Raw genomic sequence first — 17,318 nt, 5'->3', positions numbered from 1 at the left:
AATCATCCAACGGGAGCTCTTCATGAAACGAGTACACGTCATTGATTCCCACACCGGCGGCGAACCGACGCGCCTGGTGATGAGCGGCTTCCCCGAGCTGCCCGGCAACAGCATGGCCGAGAAACGCGATGCCCTGCGCACCCAGCACGATCAGTGGCGGCGCGCCTGTCTGCTCGAACCGCGCGGTAACGATGTGTTGGTCGGCGCGCTGTATTGCCCGCCGGTGTCGGCGGACGCTACCTGCGGGGTGATCTTCTTCAACAACGCCGGATATCTGGGCATGTGCGGCCACGGCACCATTGGCCTGATCAATTCGTTGCAGCATCTGGGAAAAATCCAGCCGGGCGAGCACAAGATCGATACCCCGGTGGGGCAAGTCAGCGCGACGCTGCACAACGATGGCTCGGTCACCCTGGGCAACGTGCCCGCCTACCGCTATCGCAAACAGGTGCCGGTGGAGGTGCCGGGTTTCGGCCGCGTGGTCGGCGATATCGCTTATGGCGGCAACTGGTTTTTCCTGGTTTCCGAGCATGGCCAGACACTGACCATGGACAACGTCGAACACCTGACGGCGTACACCTGGGCGATGCTCAAAGCGCTGGAAGATCAGGGCATCTGCGGCGAGGACGGCGCGGTCATCGACCACATCGAACTGTTCGCCGATGACGATCAGGCCGACAGCCGCAACTTCGTCATGTGCCCCGGCAAAGCCTACGACCGCTCACCGTGCGGCACCGGCACCAGCGCCAAACTCGCCTGCCTGGCCGCAGACGACAAGTTGCAACCCGGCGCGCCGTGGATCCAGGCGAGCATCACCGGCAGCCAGTTCGAAGGCCGTTTCGAATGGGAGGGCGAGCGCATTCGCCCGTTCATCACCGGCCGCGCCTACATGACCGCCGACAGCACCCTGCTGATCGATGACAGCGACCCGTTCGCGTGGGGCATCTGAGCCGCCACGCCGATTTTTCACCTCGAATCCAACGAAATGCCAAGGAGTTGAACCATGAGCGACAACATCTTCACCGGTTGCATGCCGGCCCTGATGACCCCGTGCACTGCCCAGCGCAAACCGGACTTCGATGCGCTGGTGGCCAAGGGTCGCGAGCTGATCGATATCGGCATGAGCGCCGTGGTCTATTGCGGCTCGATGGGCGACTGGCCGCTGCTCACCGAAGCCGAGCGCCAGGAAGGCGTGGCACGGCTGGTGGCCGCTGGGGTGCCCACCATCGTCGGCACTGGCGCGGTGAACTCCCGTGAGGCGGTTTCCCATGCAGCGCATGCGGCGAAAGTCGGCGCGCAAGGCTTGATGGTCATTCCGCGCGTCCTCTCCCGTGGTGCTTCCGCGACGGCGCAAAAGGCGCACTTCGCCGCCATCCTGCAAGCCGCGCCGAATCTGCCGGCGGTGATCTACAACAGCCCTTACTACGGCTTCGCCACCCGCGCCGAGCTGTTTTTCGAACTGCGTCGTGAATACCCGAACCTGATCGGCTTCAAGGAATTCGGCGGCGGCGCGGACCTGCGCTACGCGGCTGAGAACATCACCTCCAAGGACGACGACGTGACGTTGATGGTCGGCGTCGATACGCAAGTGGTGCACGGTTTCGTCAACTGCAACGCCACCGGCGCCATCACCGGCATCGGCAACGCCCTGCCCCGCGAAGTGCTGCAACTGGTGGCGCTGAGCAAGCAAGCCGCACAAGGCGATGCCAAGGCCCGGCGCCAGGCGCGCGAGTTGGAATCGGCGCTCGCAGTGTTGTCGTCGTTTGATGAGGGTTGCGATCTGGTGCTGTATTACAAGCATCTGATGGTGCTCAACGGCGACAAGGAATACACCCTGCACTTCAACGAAACCGATGTGTTGAGCGACTCGCAACGGCGCTATGCCGAGAAGCAGTATTCGCTGTTCCGTCACTGGTACGAAAACTGGTCCGCCGAGCAGAACTTCGCCTGACCGCCACCTGCCGCGAGCCATCACGATTCGCGGCAGGCCTCGCTCATTTCACAGGAAGACACCATGACTCTGACGGGCAACATGCTGATCGGCCAACACTCCGTGGCGGGCAATCGTCCAGCCTTTCGCGGAATCAATCCGGCGACCAACCAGGCACTTGAACCAGAGTACGCCGGCGCGTCGGCCGAACAGGTGGAACAGGCCTGCGCCCTGGCCTGGGAAGCACAAGACGAATATCGCGAAACCAGCCTGAGCGCCCGTGGCGAATTTCTCGAAAGCATTGCCGAGCACATCGAAAACCTCGGTGATGAACTGATCGAGCGCGCCCACGCCGAAACGGGTTTGCCGCACTCACGCCTCCAGGGCGAGCGCGGGCGCACTTGCCAGCAACTGCGCCTGTTCGCTCGCACGGTGCGCGCCGGTGAATGGCTGGACGTGCGCGTCGACAACGCGCAACCGCAACGCCAACCGCTGCCGCGTTCCGACCTGCGCCAGCGGCAGATTGCCTTGGGGCCGGTGACGGTGTTTGGCGCGAGCAATTTTCCGCTGGCGTTCTCCATGGCCGGGGGCGATACCGCTGCGGCGTTGGCCGCCGGTTGCCCGGTGATCGTCAAGGCGCACAGCGCCCATCCCGGCACCAGCGAACTGGTCGGCCGCGCGGTGGCGCAAGCGGTAAAGGCCTGCGATTTGCCCGAGGGCGTGTTTTCCCTGTTGTTCGATTCCGGGTACGAAGTCGGCATCGCACTGGTCAGCGACTGGCGCATCAAAGCCGCTGGTTTCACCGGCTCGCGTGCCGGCGGGCTGGCCTTGATGAAAGCCGCGCAGGCGCGCCCGGAGCCAATTCCGGTGTATGCGGAAATGAGTTCGATCAACCCGGTTCTGCTGTTTCCCGCTGCGCTGGAAAATCGGACGCAGGCGCTGGCCGAAGGGTTTGTCGCGTCGCTGACATTGGGCGCCGGGCAGTTCTGCACCAACCCGGGATTGCTGATTGCCCGCAAAGGTCCGGCGCTCGACAGGTTTGCTGGCGCGGTGGCTGAACTGATCCCGCGCGGTGCGGCGCAAACCATGCTTACGCCCGGCATCTTCAAGGCTTATGAAACGGGCGTGGCCGCTTTGCAGGACAATCCCCATACGCGCGCGGTCGCGGCTGGCCAACCCGGCAACGGCCCGAATCAATGTCAGGCACAGGTGTTCAGCACCGAGGCGGCGGACTTTCTTGCCGATCAGCGTTTGCAGGCTGAGGTGTTCGGCGCTGCATCGCTGATCGTGCAATGCAGCAGCGACGAAGAAATCCGTAAGGTCTGCGCACACCTCGAAGGCCAACTGACCGCGACCCTGCACATCGACGACGCCGACCTTGCACTGGCGCGCGCGTTGCTGCCAACCCTGGAGCGCAAGGCCGGGCGCCTGCTGGTCAACGGCTGGCCGACTGGCGTGGAAGTCTGCGAGGCGATGGTCCATGGCGGGCCTTACCCGGCGACCGCGGATGCGCGCAGCACCTCGGTGGGCACTGCGGCGATTCAGCGTTTCCTGCGGCCGGTGTGCTATCAGGATTTCCCCGACAGTTTGCTGCCGACGGCACTGCAACAGACCAATCCGCTACGCCTGCAGCGGCTGCTCGATGGCCAACGGGAAGCGACACGCCATGGCGAATAATCCTTCGCACGACATCGCCGTGGTCGGCGCGGGGATCATCGGCGTCGCTTGCGCACTGCGTCTGGCACGCCAGGGTTTGCGCGTGGTGGTCATCGATCAGCAGGACCCGGGGCACGGCGCTTCGTTCGGCAACGCCGGGCATCTGGCTACCGAGCAGGTATTCCCAATCGCTGACGTGTCGATTCTCAAGCGTTTGCCGGCCATGCTGATGGACCCGATGGGGCCGCTGCGTCTGGACTGGAAATACCTGCCGCGCGCCCTGCCGTGGTTCACCCGATTGCTGCTGAATCTGCGGCCTGAGCCTTTTCAGAAAACCGTTGCAGGTTTGCGTGCGCTCAATGAAAGCAGCCTGGATGCATGGCAGCGCTTGCTCGCAGATATCCAGCGCGCGGATCTGCTGAAAATTGACGGATCCTTACTGGTCTTTGAAAAAGCTGAATCCCGGCAGGCCATCGAAGCCTTGCAGACTCGCCTGAAGCAGCAGCAAGTGCCGGTCGATTACTGGCAGGCCGGGGCAATCCGCGAGACGGCGCCGCAGCTCAGCGAGCAGATTCAGGGTGGACTGTTTTTCCCGCGCACCGGGCATTTCCTCGATCCCTATCGGGTGGTGTGTGCACTGGTCGAGGCGGCTCAAAGCTGCGGCGTGAGTTTTCTCAAGCAGCAAGTTCAGGGCGGCTACGTGCAGGAAAACGGCGTCTTGTTGGTCACCGGCAATGGCGGGGTAAAGGCCAGCCGAGTGTTACTGGCCTGCGGTGCACACTCGGCGAAACTCACCGCTGCGCTGACTGGCAAGCAGGTGCCGCTGGACACCGAGCGCGGCTATCACCTGATGCTGCCGCACGAGCATGATCGCCTGCCCTTCCCCGTCACCTCGCTGGAACGCAAGTTCATCATGACGCCCATGAGCGAGGGCCTGCGCCTGGCCGGCACGGTCGAGTTCGCCGGGCTGGAGCGGCCTGCCAACATGGCGCGCGCCTGGCAGTTGCAGCGCTTGAGCCAAGGCCTGTTCCGCCATGACCTGAATGCTGATGGCGCGATACCGTGGATGGGCTTTCGACCGTCACTGCCCGATTCGCTACCGGTGATCGATCAGGTTTGCGACGGCAAGGTCTTGCTTGCCTTCGGTCATCAGCATCTGGGACTGACCCAGGCGGCGGTCACAGCGGAGATGATCGGGCAGATGATCTCTGACGCCACCGTGTCGTTGCCGGACATCGAACCCTACCGACTCGCGCGCTTCTAAGCGTGCTTCAGCGCGTCGCCGTGATGCATGGCCAGGTGACCGGTCTTGTCGCTCTTGACCTCGTATTGCGGGGCGTCTTTCGAGGCCGGGCGGTGACGGCCCATGAACTCGGTGTCACGGGTGTGCACCTTGACCACTTTGCCGTGGATCTCGCCGGCCTCGGAATTCCAGCGCACCGCGTCACCGACCTTGAATGAGCTGCTCATCATTGCGTCCTCGCCTCTGGCTTGTTGGTGTATGGAACCGCACGCGCCGGAGAAATTCCGCTTTTCTGCGAGGCGACCATTGGCAGGCAAAAAAATCGAACGGTGAAAATCGCCCGCACCTCCAACCTGCACAAGCCGTAGAAAACGGCCAAAGCGAGGTGTGAGATGAACAACGACCAAGGCAAGCAAGGTGACGATCCGCTCCCAACCACGCCCGACCCGCTGAGTCCGGGGCGTACCGAGGTCGATCCGATGAAGGAGCGCGGCATCGACGAACTGCCCGACAACGAAGGCGAAATCCCCCTGGATGATGACGATGCGGGACTGGATCCCGAGCGTGTACGTCAGGAAACCGATAACGCCGAGATGGACAATCAGCCTAATCCGCGTTGAGCCTTGAAAGGCAGCCGTCCCTACGACTGCCTTTCGGTTCTTCAGTCAACGGCAGAATCAGGCAAGCATTTCACAGAAATGCACTATTTCGTTCGCGGACGCAGGCGCAACAATGGGCGTCCGACTACCCCATGGAGGATGCTCACATGCTCGTACAAGCTTACGGCGCCCACGCTGGCGACAAACCCCTTGAGCCCTTGCAGATCAACCGCCGCGCCCCGGCGGCGCATGATGTGCAGATCGATATCGCCTTCTGCGGCATCTGCCATTCCGACCTGCACCAAGTGCGCGCGGAATGGGCTGGCACGCAGTTTCCCTGCGTTCCCGGCCATGAAATCGTTGGCCGCGTCTCGGCGGTCGGTAATCACGTCAAAGACTACAAGGTCGGCGATCTGGTCGGTGTCGGTTGCATCGTCGACAGTTGCAAGCACTGCGATGACTGCGAGTCCGGTCTGGAAAATTACTGCGACGGCATGATCGGCACCTACAATTTCCCAACTCCGGACGCACCGGGCTGGACCCTCGGCGGCTACTCGCAGAACATCGTCGTGCACGAGCGCTATGTGTTGCGCATCCGTCATCCCGAGGCGCAACTGGCCGCCGTCGCGCCGCTGCTCTGCGCCGGCATCACCACATACTCGCCGCTGCGTCAGTGGCACGCCGGCCCCGGCAAGAAAGTCGGCGTGGTCGGCATCGGTGGCCTCGGTCACATGGGCATCAAACTGGCCCACGCCATGGGCGCCCATGTCGTCGCCTTCACCACCTCCGAATCCAAGCGCGAAGCGGCCAGGGCACTTGGCGCGGACGAAGTGGTGGTGTCGCGCAATGCCGAGGAAATGGCGGCACACGCCAAAAGCTTCGACATGATCCTCAATACCGTCGCCGCGCCGCATGATCTCGACGCCTTCCTCGTCCTGCTCAAACGCGACGGCGCCTTGACCCTGGTCGGCGCGCCCGCCTCGCCGCACCCATCGCCGAATGTGTTCAACCTGATCATGAAGCGCCGCACCATCGCCGGCTCGATGATCGGCGGCATTCCAGAAACCCAGGAGATGCTGGATTTCTGCGCCGAGCACGGCATCGTTTCCGACATCGAACTGATCCGCGCCGACCAGATCAACGAGTCCTACGAGCGCATGCTCAAGGGCGATGTGAAATACCGCTTCGTCATCGACAACGCAACCCTCGCCGGCTAAGCGCAAGCAGCCATCGGCAGCGCTGTGCTGCCGATGGCACGAGGGATTTCATCGGCGCGATTTGACAGCGCCACCGTTGCTCGCCAGAGTCGCACCCCTTTTTCCACCGTTGGGTGAACAGGGGTCGCCGTTGAACCAACAGACATTGTCCATGCGCCTTGAACGCGTCGCCGCTCATGTGCCGCTTGGCGCACGACTGGCCGATATCGGCTCCGATCACGGTTATCTGCCGGTAGCCCTGATGCGTCGGGGCCTGATTGCAACGGCGGTCGCTGGCGAGGTCGCGTTGACGCCGTTCCACGCAGCGCAACGCTCCGTCAATGACAACGACCTGCACGGCCAGATCAGCGTGCGCCTGGCCGATGGTCTGGCGGCGATCAGAGCTGACGATGCGATCAGCGCCATCACCCTCTGTGGCATGGGTGGCGAAACCATCCGCGATATTTTCGACGGCGGCAAATCCCACCTTAATGGCAACGAACGGCTGATCCTGCAGCCCAACGGCGGCGAGCAGGCGTTGCGCCGGTGGCTGATGGACAATGGCTATCGGATCATCTGTGAGGAGGTGCTGCACGAGAACCGCTTTGACTATGAAATCATCGTTGCCGAGCGGGCCTTTGAGCCGGTGACTTACGATGCCAGGCAACTGTTTTTCGGACCGCTGCATCTGCAGACGCGCAGCCCGGCATTTCTGCACAAATGGCAACGCAGGCTGAAGCAGCGGCAGAAGACGTTGGGGCAGTTTACGAGAGCGCAACAGGTGTTGCCGCACGACAAAGTGCACGCGATCAAGCAAGAGGTGCGGTGGATCAGCGAATTGCTCGGGTGACTGTGCCGCCGCCTTCGCGAGCAGGCTCGCTCCCACAGGAAATTGCATTTCTCCTGAGCAAACATAATCAACTGTGGGAGCGAGCCTGCTCGCGAAAGCGGTGTGTCACGCTACAGAGCAACCAAATGGCCGCATCCGTCCGAAAAACAAAAAGCCTGCTGTTGAAAGCAGGCTTTTTCATGGGTGGTGAACTTACTTCTGCTGCGTCAGCGCCGAGTAGCTGTTCATCAGGTTGCGGTAGTTGGGAATTCGCTGCGACAGCAGATTACCCAGGCCTTCAATGTCGTTGCGCCAGTCGCGGTGCAGCTCACAGGCGACCGAGAACCAGTTCATCATTTGTGCGCCGGCCTGGGTCATACGGCTCCACGCCGCTTGCTGCACGGTGGTGTTGAAAGTGCCGGATGCATCGGTGACCACAAACACATCAAAACCTTCCGCCAGTGCTGACAGGGTCGGGAACGCGACACACACATCGGTCACCACACCGGCAATGATGATCTGCTTGCGCCCTGTGGCCTTGATCGCCTTGACGAAATCTTCGTTGTCCCAAGCGTTGATCTGGCCGGGGCGAGCGATGTAAGGAGCATCCGGGAACATCTCTTTCAGCTCCGGCACCAGCGGGCCGTTCGGGCCTTGTTCGAAGCTGGTGGTGAGGATCGTCGGCAGGTCGAAGAATTTAGCCAGATCCGCCAGCGCCAACACGTTGTTCTTGAACTCGTTCGGCGAGAAGTCCTGCACCAGCGAGATCAGACCGGTCTGGTGGTCAACCAGCAGCACGATTGCGTCGTCTTTGTTCAGGCGGTTGTAGGTTGGAGTGGTCATGGTGTGCGTCCCTTTTCAAGTTTGAAGTTTTGTTGTTGCGTTCAAGTTGGGTACAGATTACTGACGCACAGCAAAGGGATAAATCGGCTGAAAAGCGTTTCACCGTCCACTCAAACAGGACAATCGAAAGGAGCCCCCTGCAGGAGTGAGCCTGCTCGCGATAGCGTCATGTCAGCTAACATTTTTTTCGATTGAAATGACGCCATCGCGAGCAGGCTCACTCCTACAAACGCACCCTGATTAGATACACCGAAGTACAAATGATGTACCTGCGCCCCCATTTATCAACTCGTCGCAACTTCCTAAAGTCCTCTCCAACAGCCACCCGCCATCCTGACGGGCCGGCGACAGAGGAAATCATCATGAGCACATCGAAAAAAGTAGTTGTCATCACCGGCGCCTCGCAAGGCATTGGCGCAGGTCTGGTCGAAGGCTTTCGCGCCCTTGGCCATCAAGTGGTCGCGACCTCGCGTTCGATCAAAGAATCGAGCGACCCGGATATTCTGGCCGTCGCCGGTGACATCGCCGATCCACAAACCGCCGAACGAGTGATTCGCGCCGCAGTGGAACGTTTTGGTCGCGTCGATACGCTGGTCAACAATGCCGGAATCTTCCTGGCCAAGCCGTTTACCGCTTACAGCCAGGCGGACTATGCCCAGGTCGTGGCGACCAACATGAGCGGCTTCTTCTACATCTCGCAACTGGCCATCGCCGAGATGGAAAAGCACGGCAGCGGCCACGTCGTCAGCGTGACCACCAGTCTGGTCGATCATGCGGTTGATGGCGTGCCTTCGGTATTGGCATCGCTGACCAAGGGCGGCATCAACGCCGCGACCAAATCCCTGGCCATCGAGTACGCCAAGCGCGGCATTCGGGCCAATGCCGTGTCGCCGGGCATCATCAAGACGCCGATGCACGCCGAGGAAACCCATCAGGCGCTGGGCAGCCTGCACCCGGTCGGCCACATGGGTGAAATCGACGACATCGTGCAAGCGATCCTCTATCTCGACAGCGCGAAGTTCGTCACTGGCGAGATCCTGCATGTCGACGGTGGCCAGAGCGCCGGCCATTGATTGAATCCCCTCCGACGCCGCCGGTGGATACCGGCGGCGTCGTGGGTTGTGGTACACAGAGGGTGAACGTCCGTCGATCTTCGGTGCGAGCCACAATGAAACGTCATTTTGAAGACTTGCAGTTAGGCAGTATCGAACTGTTCTGCCTGGCCGCCGAAGCCGGCAGCTTCACCGCCGCCGCGCAACTGGCCGGGGTCACGCCTGCGGCTGTCAGCCGCTCGATTCTGCGTCTGGAGCAACGCCTCGGTTCACGCCTGTTCGCGCGCACCACGCGCAGCATCCGCCTCACCGACGCCGGCCGCAGCTTCTTCGAACAATGCAGCCAGGCCCTGACGCAACTGGTCGAAGCGCAGCAGGAAGTCATGGGCGCGCAGACTTCGCCGTCGGGGCGGCTGCGCATCAGCCTGCCAACTACCTACGGGCATCACCGCATCCTGCCGCTGCTGCCGAAATTTCGGGCGTTGTACCCCGAGGTCACAGTCGACGTGCACCTGGGCAATCGCAATATCGACTTCGTCGAGGAAGGCTACGACCTGGCGATACGCGTGCGCGCGCAACCGGACTCGACCCTGATCGCGCGCCTGCTGGAAGACGCCAGCCTGGTGGTGGTCGCCTCCCCCGAATATCTCCAGAGAGCCGGCACGCCGCAGACCCTCGACGACTTGATCGAGCATGAGTGCATCCAGTTCGAATTGCCCAGCAGTGGTCGGCGGATTTCCTGGTTGTTTCAGGAAAACGGCCGGGACCGCGAAGTGATTACCGACGGTGGCTATTCCTGCTCCGACGATGTGCTCGGCGGTGTGACACTGGCCAAACACGGCGCCGGGCTGTTTCAGACTTACCGATTCATCGTCGAGCAAGAACTCGCCGATGGCCGGCTGATTGAAGTGCTGCAGCCGTACACTGGCCGTTCGCGGCCGTATACCCTGCTCTACCCGCACGGCCGCTATGTGCCGCAACGGGTGCGGGCATTTGTGGATTTCCTGTTGGGGTTTCGGGATGAATGGGCTGCTTCTGGCAGTCCGTCGGCATTCACTGCGCCGGGTCGTACTCGTTAACGTTCGGCACCTGTGCATGCAGGCGCCCGAGCAGTTCGATCAGCGTATCGACTTCCGCTTCCGACAAGCCGCTGAGCAAACGCCGCTCGCGCTCCAATGCCACTTTCAGCACGCGCGCATGCAGTGCCTTGCCGCTCGCGGTGAGGCTGACCGTATTGCGCCGCGCGTCCTTCGCGTCGACCTGACTGCGGACGTGCCCGGCTTTCTCCAGCGCCTGCAATGAACGACTGACCGCGCTCTTGTCGAGACCAATGGTTTGCGAAATGCGGTTGGCGGTGATGTCGTTTTCCACCGCCAGCATCGAGAGCATGCGCCACTCGACCACGCCGATGCCGAAGTGCTTGCGATAGCACTGCGAAGCGCCCGCGGAGAGCTTGTTGGAAAGGAAATTCAACAACGCGGGAACATAACGAGACAGATTCAGTTGCGGTTCTGCAGACATCGAAAATTTACTCGAAAACGACGAAACGCCGGATTATTGGTTGACACCGCAACTAAATAATCAGAGGATTTCCCTGCCGAACGTTGCGGGCGATTTGGCTGAATGATAGGCCGTCGCTCGCGTCATAAAAATAATTATCAGGTGTTGGTCATGAACCCTTTCATTTGTGCGTGCGTCGAGTGGCCAAATTCGGCGATCACCTCGCCGCCGCCCGCCCCCGGCTGATCCTTTCCCCCCTTATCCCATAAGTCTTTTTTCAGCAGCCACTTCAATGTGGAGGGACAGGTCATGCTCAACGTCATCGTCACCGGCAAAACCTGCGAAGCCGAAGGCATCTGCAGTTTCGAATTAAGCGCCGCGGATGGCACCGAGTTGCCGCCGTTTGAAGCGGGCGCGCACATTGATGTTCATCTGGCCGGCGGCCTGGTCCGCCAATACTCCCTGTGCAACGACCCGAGAGAGCGCCAGCGCTATCTGATCAGCGTGCTCAAGGATCCACAATCCCGTGGCGGTTCGCAGGCCATGCACGAGCAGATCCTCACCGGGCAAAAGCTGATGATCAGCGCCCCGCGCAATCTGTTCGCGCTTGAACTCACCGCCTCGCGACATTTGCTGTTTGCCGGCGGCATCGGCATCACGCCGATGCTGGCGATGGCTTATACCCTGGCTCAGCAAGACGTGCCTTTCGAACTGCATTACTGCTTTCGCTCCAGCGAGCGTGCAGCGTTTCTGCCGCTGCTGGCGCAAGCTCCTTTTGCCGGGCGCGTGATTCTGCATGATGACAGTGGCGCGCCGTCGCAGAAGCTCGACGCCGCAGCGCTGCTCGCCTCGCCCGAGGCAGGCAGTCACCTGTACGTCTGCGGCCCAAGCGGATTCATGAATCACGTCATCGACACCGCGCAGCATGCCGGATGGCCTGCACACCGAGTCCACCGCGAGTTCTTCGCCGCCGCACCCATCGATCACAGCGCCGATGCAGCTTTCGAAGTCGAGCTCGCCCGCAGCGGGCAGATCTTCCAGATCCCGGCCGACCGCACTGTGTTCGAAGTGCTCGACGAGGCCGGTGTGGCCATCGCCTCATCCTGCGAGCAAGGCATCTGCGGCAGTTGCGTCACCCGCGTGCTCAGCGGCATCCCCGAGCATCGCGACCAGTTCCTCAGTGCCGCCGAACAGGCTGCCAACGATCAATTCACGCCGTGCTGCTCGCGGGCCAGGACGCCACGCCTGGTGCTCGATCTCTGACCAACAAAAACAATCGGCTCGACAGGAGAATCCCATGATCACGTCCACACCGGAATCACTCGCCAGCGAACTCTCAGCCCCAGCTCTGCCCGAGTTCCCGCTGAATCAATGGTACGTCGCCGCCCTCGGCTGGGAGCTTAAGGACAAACCGCTGGGCCGGACCTTGCTGAACCACCCGGTGGTGCTGTTTCGCAAATCCGACGGCACGGTCGCGGCCCTCGAAGACCGTTGCTGCCATCGCGCCCTACCGTTATCCAACGGCACGCTGGAAGCCTCCGGCATCCGCTGCGGCTACCACGGACTGCTGTTCGACGCCGCCGGCAAGTGCGTGGAGATTCCCGGGCAGGACAAGATCCCGAGCAAGGCCAAAGTCCCGGCCTATCACGTGCGCGAGCAGGACCAGATCGTCTGGATCTGGTTCGGCAGCGCGGCGCGGCCCGAGCCCGATTGCGAACCGCCGCACTACGCCGTGCACAGCAGCGGCCAATACCTGTTCGACGGCAGCGTCTATCACTACGAGGCGCCGTATCAGCTGATTCACGACAACCTGATGGACCTGAGTCACCTGGGCTACGTGCATCTGCGCACCATCGGCGGCAACGCGAGCATCCACATGAACGCGCGGATGAGCGTGGAAAGTGAAGGCAACGTGGTGCGCGTCGTGCGCCATATGCCGGACTCGGTGCCACCGCCGACCTACACCGCCGCCTACCCGTTCAAGGGCAGCGTCGACCGTTGGCAGGAAATCGAATTCCACGTCAGCCATCTGCGCATCTGGACCGGTGCGGTGGATGCCGGCAGCGACTCGCTGGACGACCCTGAGCGCGGTGGTTTTCATATGCGTGGCTTTCATGGCGTGACCCCGGAAACCGCGACCACCAGTCATTATTTCTGGACCATCGCCACCAACCCGGCGAGCGATCCGCAGGCGATCAAGGACAAGGTCGTCGAGCAGACCATCCTGACCTTCGATGAGGACAAGCAAGTGATCGAAGCGCAGTACCGCAATCTCTGCCGATTCGGTGCACGGCCGATGATCGACATTCACGTCGACGTCGGCGCCAACCGCGCCCGGCGGATCATCGAGCAACTGCGCCAGGCGTGAGCCGCTTCAGCCGGTCTGGCGCAGGCGGCTGAGTTCCTTCGATGGCGGGCAGCCGAACTGGCGGTTGTATTCGCGGCTGAACTGCGAAGCGCTTTCGTAGCCGACGCGGTAACAGGCGCTGGACACGTCCAGCCCTTCGTTGATGATCAGCCGGCGCGCTTCCTGCAAGCGCAACTGTTTTTGATACTGCAGCGGGCTCATGGCGGTGACGGCTTTGAAGCGATGGTGCAGCGCCGAACTGCTCAGGTTGGCCACCTGCGCCAGGGCGTCGATGCGCAGCGGCTCGGTGAAATTCCTGTTCAGCCAGTCGATGGCCCGCGTGACCCGATGGGTCTGCGAATCGCTGACGGCGATTTCATACAGCAAATGCCCGTGCTGACCACGCAGCAGGCGGTAATACAGCTCGCGCAGCGCCATCGGTGCGAGCATGCCGATGTCGCGCGGGTTATCCAGCAGGCGCACCAGTCGCAGCATGGTGTCGAGCAGGGTCACGTCGATCTTGTCGAGAAACATCCCGCGCCCGGTTTCCTGCGGCACCCCGGTCAGCGGCGATTCGGCTATCAGTTGCGTGAGTTGCGCCGGGTCGAAATCCAGGCGGACGCAAAAATACGGTGCCTCGGGCGAGGCTTCGATCACCCGGCCCGATACCGGCAACGTCACCGACACCACCAGGTAATTCAACGGATCGTAGAGGAAGCGTTCGTCGCCCAACCCGACCTCTTTGCGCCCCTGCACAATCAGGCACAGCGCCGGACGGTGCACGACATGGATCAGCTCGGACGGCCCATCGAGACGGATCACGTGCAGCGGCGCAATCGCGGTTTCGTAGGTGCCCGGCGCGTCGAAACGCTGAGTCAGCAGGCGCACCAGTTCGGCGCGATACACCGCCGTGTCGTGAAGGATGGAAGCGTCGTGGTTATCCATGCAAAGGGCCTCGAAAGCAGACGAAGGTGGGTCAACTGCGGATGAAGATTAGCCAGTTTTACCCAGCGTCGACTAGATCAAAGATGCTGCAGATTTGCCTGATTCTGCGTCGGTCGGATCGTGTTAAAGCCATGGGCACGTGATCGCACGCGCCCATGGCTTGCCACGCCGCTATCAGCCTGCGGTTACCGTCATGCCGCCATCGGCCATGACCACCGAGCCGACCATGAAGCTGGCGCGGTCGGAGGCGAGAAAGGTGACGATTTCGGCGATCTCTTCCGGCTGCGCCGCGCGACCGATCGGTGCCGCTTCACCGTGTTGCGCAAGGAATCCCGGGCCGTCCTCGACCACATCATTGAGGATATTGGTCACCACGTCGCCGACGCCGATGGCATTGACGCGAATGCCGTGCTCGATGACTTCCAGCGCCAGCGTGCGGGTCAGTTGTGCCAGCGCACCTTTCGAGGCGGTGTAGGCGGCAATCGTCGGGAAGGCGAAGTACGAGGCATAGGAAGCGATATTGACGATTGCACCGGACTTGTTCGGGATCATTGCCTTGACCGCTTCGCGGCAGTGCAGGAAGGCCGCCGTGGCATTCACTGCCTGGATCTTTTCCCAGTCGTCGCGGCTCATGTCGATCACCGCTTTGTTGATGATGATCCCGGCGTTGTTGACCAGAATATCCAGGCGCCCGAACTGCTCGACGGCAAGGCCGACTGCGCGTTCGGCGGCGCCGTCCTCGGTGATGTCCGCTACCAGCGGCAGCAGATCGGGACGAGCCAGTTCTTCGACAGCCGGGTTGAGGTCTTCGGCAATCACCTTGGCGCCGCGAGCATGCAGCATCAGCGCGATGGCCTTGCCGATGCCGCTGGCTGCGCCAGTGACCAGTGCAACTTTACCGGCAACTTCTTTTGGCAGGGTGTGGTTGAGATCAGTCATGGTTCTTACTCCTCGATAGCGAATCGGTGTTGCGCCGCTGCGGCGCATTCGTAAACACGGCTTCACTGTCGCGCACTCTCCGCCGCCGGGCTTTCGCGCGATTGCCGGGACTGTCGGAGTTTTGCGCTGGAGTTTCCTGTCCACCCGCCCTAATCTTCGAAACCATCCGCAGCCGAAGCTTTTCATGGAGTGTCCCGTGCCGTCTGCCAGCCCTGCTACGCCGCCAATCAGCCAGCCCGCGCGCATCGCCGCCGAAGCCATGCCGGAGCACTTGCCCGGTGTCGCGGAAACGACGACGCCGCGGCCGCAGATCAAGGATGCAGTGGTGCAGCTGTTCCGCCATCAGACCCTGCTCGAACCGATCCGCGTGCCATGCGTGGCCGAACCGTTGCTGGTGCTGGTATTGGCGGGCACTGCCCGGGTCGAGGAACGTTCATTGGGTGGAGAATGGCAGGCGAGCCAGGTCACGGCGGGCGATTTCTTCCTGACCAACACCCGCGAACCTTATGAAATGCGTTGGCAGACCGAAGGCTGCGAGGTCTTCGAAGTGATGCACCTTTACCTCGGTCTGGGCCTGATCGAACAAGCGGCCCGCGAAGCTTTCGGCGAACACGCCGGCGCGGTGACGTTCATCGACGTGTCCGGTGCGCGTGACGAGCAGGTCAGCTTCATCCTTGAGCAACTGCGCATCGAACTGACCGAGCAACGCCAGCCCAGCACACTGCTGGTGCACAGCCTGGCTCAGGCGTTGGCGATCCATCTGCTGCGCCACTATCTCGACCCGGACAGCAACCCGCGCCGCGACAACGCCCTGCCCGCCTACAAACTGCGCCGGGTGCTTGAAGCGATGAATGCGAATCTGGCGGAGGATTTCAGCCTCGCTCATCTGGCCGGCATCGCCGAGTTGAGCGACTACCACTTCAGCCGCACCTTCAAGCGCGCCACCGGCTTATCACCCTCGCAATACTTCATCCGCCTGCGCATGAGCCGCGCGCGTCATCTGTTACTGGAGACCGCGCGCAGCGTGATTGATATTGGCCTGGAGGTTGGCTACTCCAGCCCCAGCCATTTTTCCCAAGTGTTCCGCCGCGAAGTTGGCGTCACGCCTAGTGCCTACCGCGATGCGCCACGGGGCGCCTGAAAAGGCCTCGAAAGCGATGCAGCAGAATTGGGCAAATTCCGTGGAGGAATCGATTAATAGCCCATGAGCCGCCGCGCTTAACCTTCTTCCAAGCCCACTCCCGGGCACTGCGAAGAGGACGACATCATGCTGAACATTCAAGACAAAGTGATCGTGATTACTGGCGCCAGCAGCGGCATCGGCGAAGCCACCGCACGCCTGCTCGCCGAACGTGGCGCCAAAGTGGTGTTGGGCGCGCGGCGCACCGAGCGTCTGGCGCTGATTGCCGAAGAGATCAACGGCGCCGGTGGCCACGCGCAGTTCCGCGCACTGGACGTCACCGATCAGCAGGATGTGCAGCGCTTCGTTGATTTCGCCGTCGAGCATTACGGCCGCGTCGATGTGCTGGTCAACAACGCTGGGGTCATGCCGTTGTCGCGGCTGGACGCGCTGAAGGTCGATGAGTGGAACCGCATGATCGACGTCAACATCCGTGGCGTACTCCACGGCATCGCCGCCAGCCTGCCCTTGATGCAGCGCCAGCGCGCCGGGCAGATCATCAACATCGCCTCGATCGGCGCCTACGCCGTCAGCCCCACCGCAGCGGTGTATTGCGCGACCAAATACGCAGTACGGGCGATTTCCGAAGGCTTGCGCCAGGAAGTCGGCGGCGATATCCGCGTCACCGTCATCGCACCGGGCGTGACTGAATCGGAACTCGCCGACAGCATCTCCGACGAAGGCGGCCGCGCTGAAATGAAGTCTTTCCGCAAGATCGCCATCCCCGCCGAAGCCATCGCCCGCGCGATTGCCTACGCCGTCGAACAACCGGCAGATGTCGACGTCAGCGAACTTATCGTACGCCCAACGGCGAGCCCTTACTGAGACCAGGAGTCAATCTGTGGGAGCGAGCCTGCTCGCGAAAGCGCTGGGTCAGGCGAATATGATGTTGAATGTGCCGCCGCATTCGCGAGCAGGCTCGCTCCCACAGAGGGTTGTAGCACCACCAAATCATTGGTCAACACGGAACATTGTGGGAGCGAGCCTGCTCGCGATAGCGCTGGGTCAGGCGCATATGATGTTGAATGTGCCGCCGCATTCGCGAGCAGGCTCGCTCCC

The 17,318-nt window shown here is 61.9% G+C and carries 19 protein-coding genes; 13 read left to right on the top strand and 6 right to left on the bottom strand.

The features are described from left to right. Positions 1-22 precede the first annotated feature (22 nt). From GXB78_RS21850 to GXB78_RS21835, 4 genes are all read left to right on the top strand, one after another. Complete coding sequence (locus GXB78_RS21850; protein ID WP_329516941.1) at positions 23-949, top strand: 4-hydroxyproline epimerase; 927 nt, start codon at positions 23-25, stop codon at positions 947-949. Between the two features lie 54 nt (positions 950-1,003). Beyond that, a complete protein-coding gene (locus GXB78_RS21845; protein ID WP_123418531.1) occupies positions 1,004-1,951 on the top strand; it encodes a dihydrodipicolinate synthase family protein in 948 nt (315 codons plus the stop codon). Positions 1,952-2,014: 63 nt separating this feature from the next. Next, complete coding sequence (locus GXB78_RS21840) at positions 2,015-3,607, top strand: aldehyde dehydrogenase (NADP(+)) (RefSeq protein WP_329516940.1); 1,593 nt, start codon at positions 2,015-2,017, stop codon at positions 3,605-3,607. Then, the gene (locus GXB78_RS21835) at positions 3,597-4,850 is read left to right on the top strand and encodes an NAD(P)/FAD-dependent oxidoreductase (protein ID WP_329516939.1); all 1,254 of its coding nucleotides are present in this window, start codon (positions 3,597-3,599) and stop codon (positions 4,848-4,850) included. The genes GXB78_RS21840 and GXB78_RS21835 overlap by 11 nt, the downstream gene beginning before the upstream one ends. Here the strand turns inward: GXB78_RS21835 and GXB78_RS21830 are convergent. Next, positions 4,847-5,056 (bottom strand): hypervirulence associated TUDOR domain-containing protein, encoded by a 210-nt coding sequence (locus GXB78_RS21830; RefSeq protein ID WP_051600414.1) that lies wholly within the window; start codon positions 5,054-5,056, stop codon positions 4,847-4,849. The genes GXB78_RS21835 and GXB78_RS21830 overlap by 4 nt on opposite strands. A 165-nt stretch (positions 5,057-5,221) precedes the next feature. On the opposite strand from GXB78_RS21830, the gene GXB78_RS21825 reads away from it, so the two are divergent. The 3 genes from GXB78_RS21825 to GXB78_RS21815 all read left to right on the top strand — a co-directional run bounded on the left by GXB78_RS21825 (position 5,222) and on the right by GXB78_RS21815 (position 7,474). Further along, positions 5,222-5,449, top strand: coding sequence for a hypothetical protein (locus GXB78_RS21825; RefSeq protein ID WP_329516938.1), 228 nt, complete (start codon positions 5,222-5,224; stop codon positions 5,447-5,449). A gap of 146 nt (positions 5,450-5,595) precedes the next feature. After that, on the top strand, positions 5,596-6,645 hold the full coding sequence (locus GXB78_RS21820) for an NAD(P)-dependent alcohol dehydrogenase (RefSeq protein WP_329516937.1): 1,050 nt from the start codon (positions 5,596-5,598) through the stop codon (positions 6,643-6,645). A 130-nt stretch (positions 6,646-6,775) separates the two neighbouring features. Continuing rightward, on the top strand, positions 6,776-7,474 hold the full coding sequence (locus tag GXB78_RS21815; RefSeq protein ID WP_329516936.1) for a tRNA (adenine(22)-N(1))-methyltransferase: 699 nt from the start codon (positions 6,776-6,778) through the stop codon (positions 7,472-7,474). 192 nt (positions 7,475-7,666) lie between these two features. Here GXB78_RS21815 and ycaC read toward each other — a convergent pair whose 3' ends face one another. Beyond that, entirely contained in the window at positions 7,667-8,296 is a 630-nt protein-coding gene (gene ycaC, locus GXB78_RS21810) for an isochorismate family cysteine hydrolase YcaC (protein ID WP_016774235.1), read from the bottom strand. Positions 8,297-8,658: 362 nt separating this feature from the next. Between ycaC and GXB78_RS21805 the strand changes: the two genes are divergently transcribed. Together GXB78_RS21805 and GXB78_RS21800 are read left to right on the top strand one after the other, a co-directional pair. Further along, on the top strand, positions 8,659-9,369 hold the full coding sequence (locus tag GXB78_RS21805; RefSeq protein ID WP_329516935.1) for an SDR family NAD(P)-dependent oxidoreductase: 711 nt from the start codon (positions 8,659-8,661) through the stop codon (positions 9,367-9,369). Between the two features lie 95 nt (positions 9,370-9,464). After that, positions 9,465-10,427 carry a LysR family transcriptional regulator gene (locus tag GXB78_RS21800; protein ID WP_329516934.1) on the top strand — a complete coding sequence of 321 codons (963 nt, stop codon included), beginning with the start codon at positions 9,465-9,467 and terminating at the stop codon, positions 10,425-10,427. On the opposite strand, the gene GXB78_RS21795 is transcribed toward GXB78_RS21800, so the two are convergent. Continuing rightward, positions 10,402-10,869, bottom strand: a complete 468-nt coding sequence (locus GXB78_RS21795) for a MarR family winged helix-turn-helix transcriptional regulator (RefSeq protein WP_329516933.1) — start codon at positions 10,867-10,869, stop codon at positions 10,402-10,404. The two genes, GXB78_RS21800 and GXB78_RS21795, sit on opposite strands and share 26 nt — an antisense overlap. Positions 10,870-11,006: 137 nt before the next feature. After that, positions 11,007-11,159, bottom strand: coding sequence for a hypothetical protein (locus GXB78_RS21790; RefSeq protein ID WP_329516932.1), 153 nt, complete (start codon positions 11,157-11,159; stop codon positions 11,007-11,009). Here GXB78_RS21790 and GXB78_RS21785 point away from each other — a divergent pair. Further along, a complete protein-coding gene (locus GXB78_RS21785) occupies positions 11,158-12,111 on the top strand; it encodes a PDR/VanB family oxidoreductase (protein WP_329516931.1) in 954 nt (317 codons plus the stop codon). The two genes, GXB78_RS21790 and GXB78_RS21785, sit on opposite strands and share 2 nt — an antisense overlap. A 34-nt stretch (positions 12,112-12,145) precedes the next feature. Then, positions 12,146-13,216, top strand: coding sequence for an aromatic ring-hydroxylating dioxygenase subunit alpha (locus GXB78_RS21780; RefSeq protein WP_329516930.1), 1,071 nt, complete (start codon positions 12,146-12,148; stop codon positions 13,214-13,216). Positions 13,217-13,222: 6 nt separating this feature from the next. Here the strand turns inward: GXB78_RS21780 and GXB78_RS21775 are convergent, their stop codons facing one another. Together GXB78_RS21775 and GXB78_RS21770 are read right to left on the bottom strand one after the other, a co-directional pair. Beyond that, positions 13,223-14,140, bottom strand: coding sequence for an AraC family transcriptional regulator (locus GXB78_RS21775; RefSeq protein WP_329516929.1), 918 nt, complete (start codon positions 14,138-14,140; stop codon positions 13,223-13,225). A 174-nt stretch (positions 14,141-14,314) separates the two neighbouring features. After that, positions 14,315-15,079: an SDR family NAD(P)-dependent oxidoreductase gene (locus GXB78_RS21770; RefSeq protein ID WP_329516928.1), complete on the bottom strand. Its 765-nt coding sequence runs from the start codon at positions 15,077-15,079 to the stop codon at positions 14,315-14,317. Between the two features lie 259 nt (positions 15,080-15,338). Here GXB78_RS21770 and GXB78_RS21765 point away from each other — a divergent pair, with 259 nt between their 5' ends. Both GXB78_RS21765 and GXB78_RS21760 read left to right on the top strand, forming a co-directional pair. Beyond that, entirely contained in the window at positions 15,339-16,220 is an 882-nt protein-coding gene (locus GXB78_RS21765) for an AraC family transcriptional regulator (protein WP_329517084.1), read from the top strand. A gap of 126 nt (positions 16,221-16,346) precedes the next feature. Beyond that, positions 16,347-17,084: an SDR family oxidoreductase gene (locus GXB78_RS21760; protein WP_329516927.1), complete on the top strand. Its 738-nt coding sequence runs from the start codon at positions 16,347-16,349 to the stop codon at positions 17,082-17,084. The last annotated feature ends 234 nt before the right edge of the window (positions 17,085-17,318 follow it).

Origin of the sequence: Pseudomonas moraviensis subsp. stanleyae, from assembly GCF_036283065.1 — a bacterium.
Classification (GTDB): Bacteria; Pseudomonadota; Gammaproteobacteria; order Pseudomonadales; family Pseudomonadaceae; genus Aquipseudomonas; species Aquipseudomonas stanleyae.
This window is presented reverse-complemented; position numbering and strand designations above follow the sequence as displayed.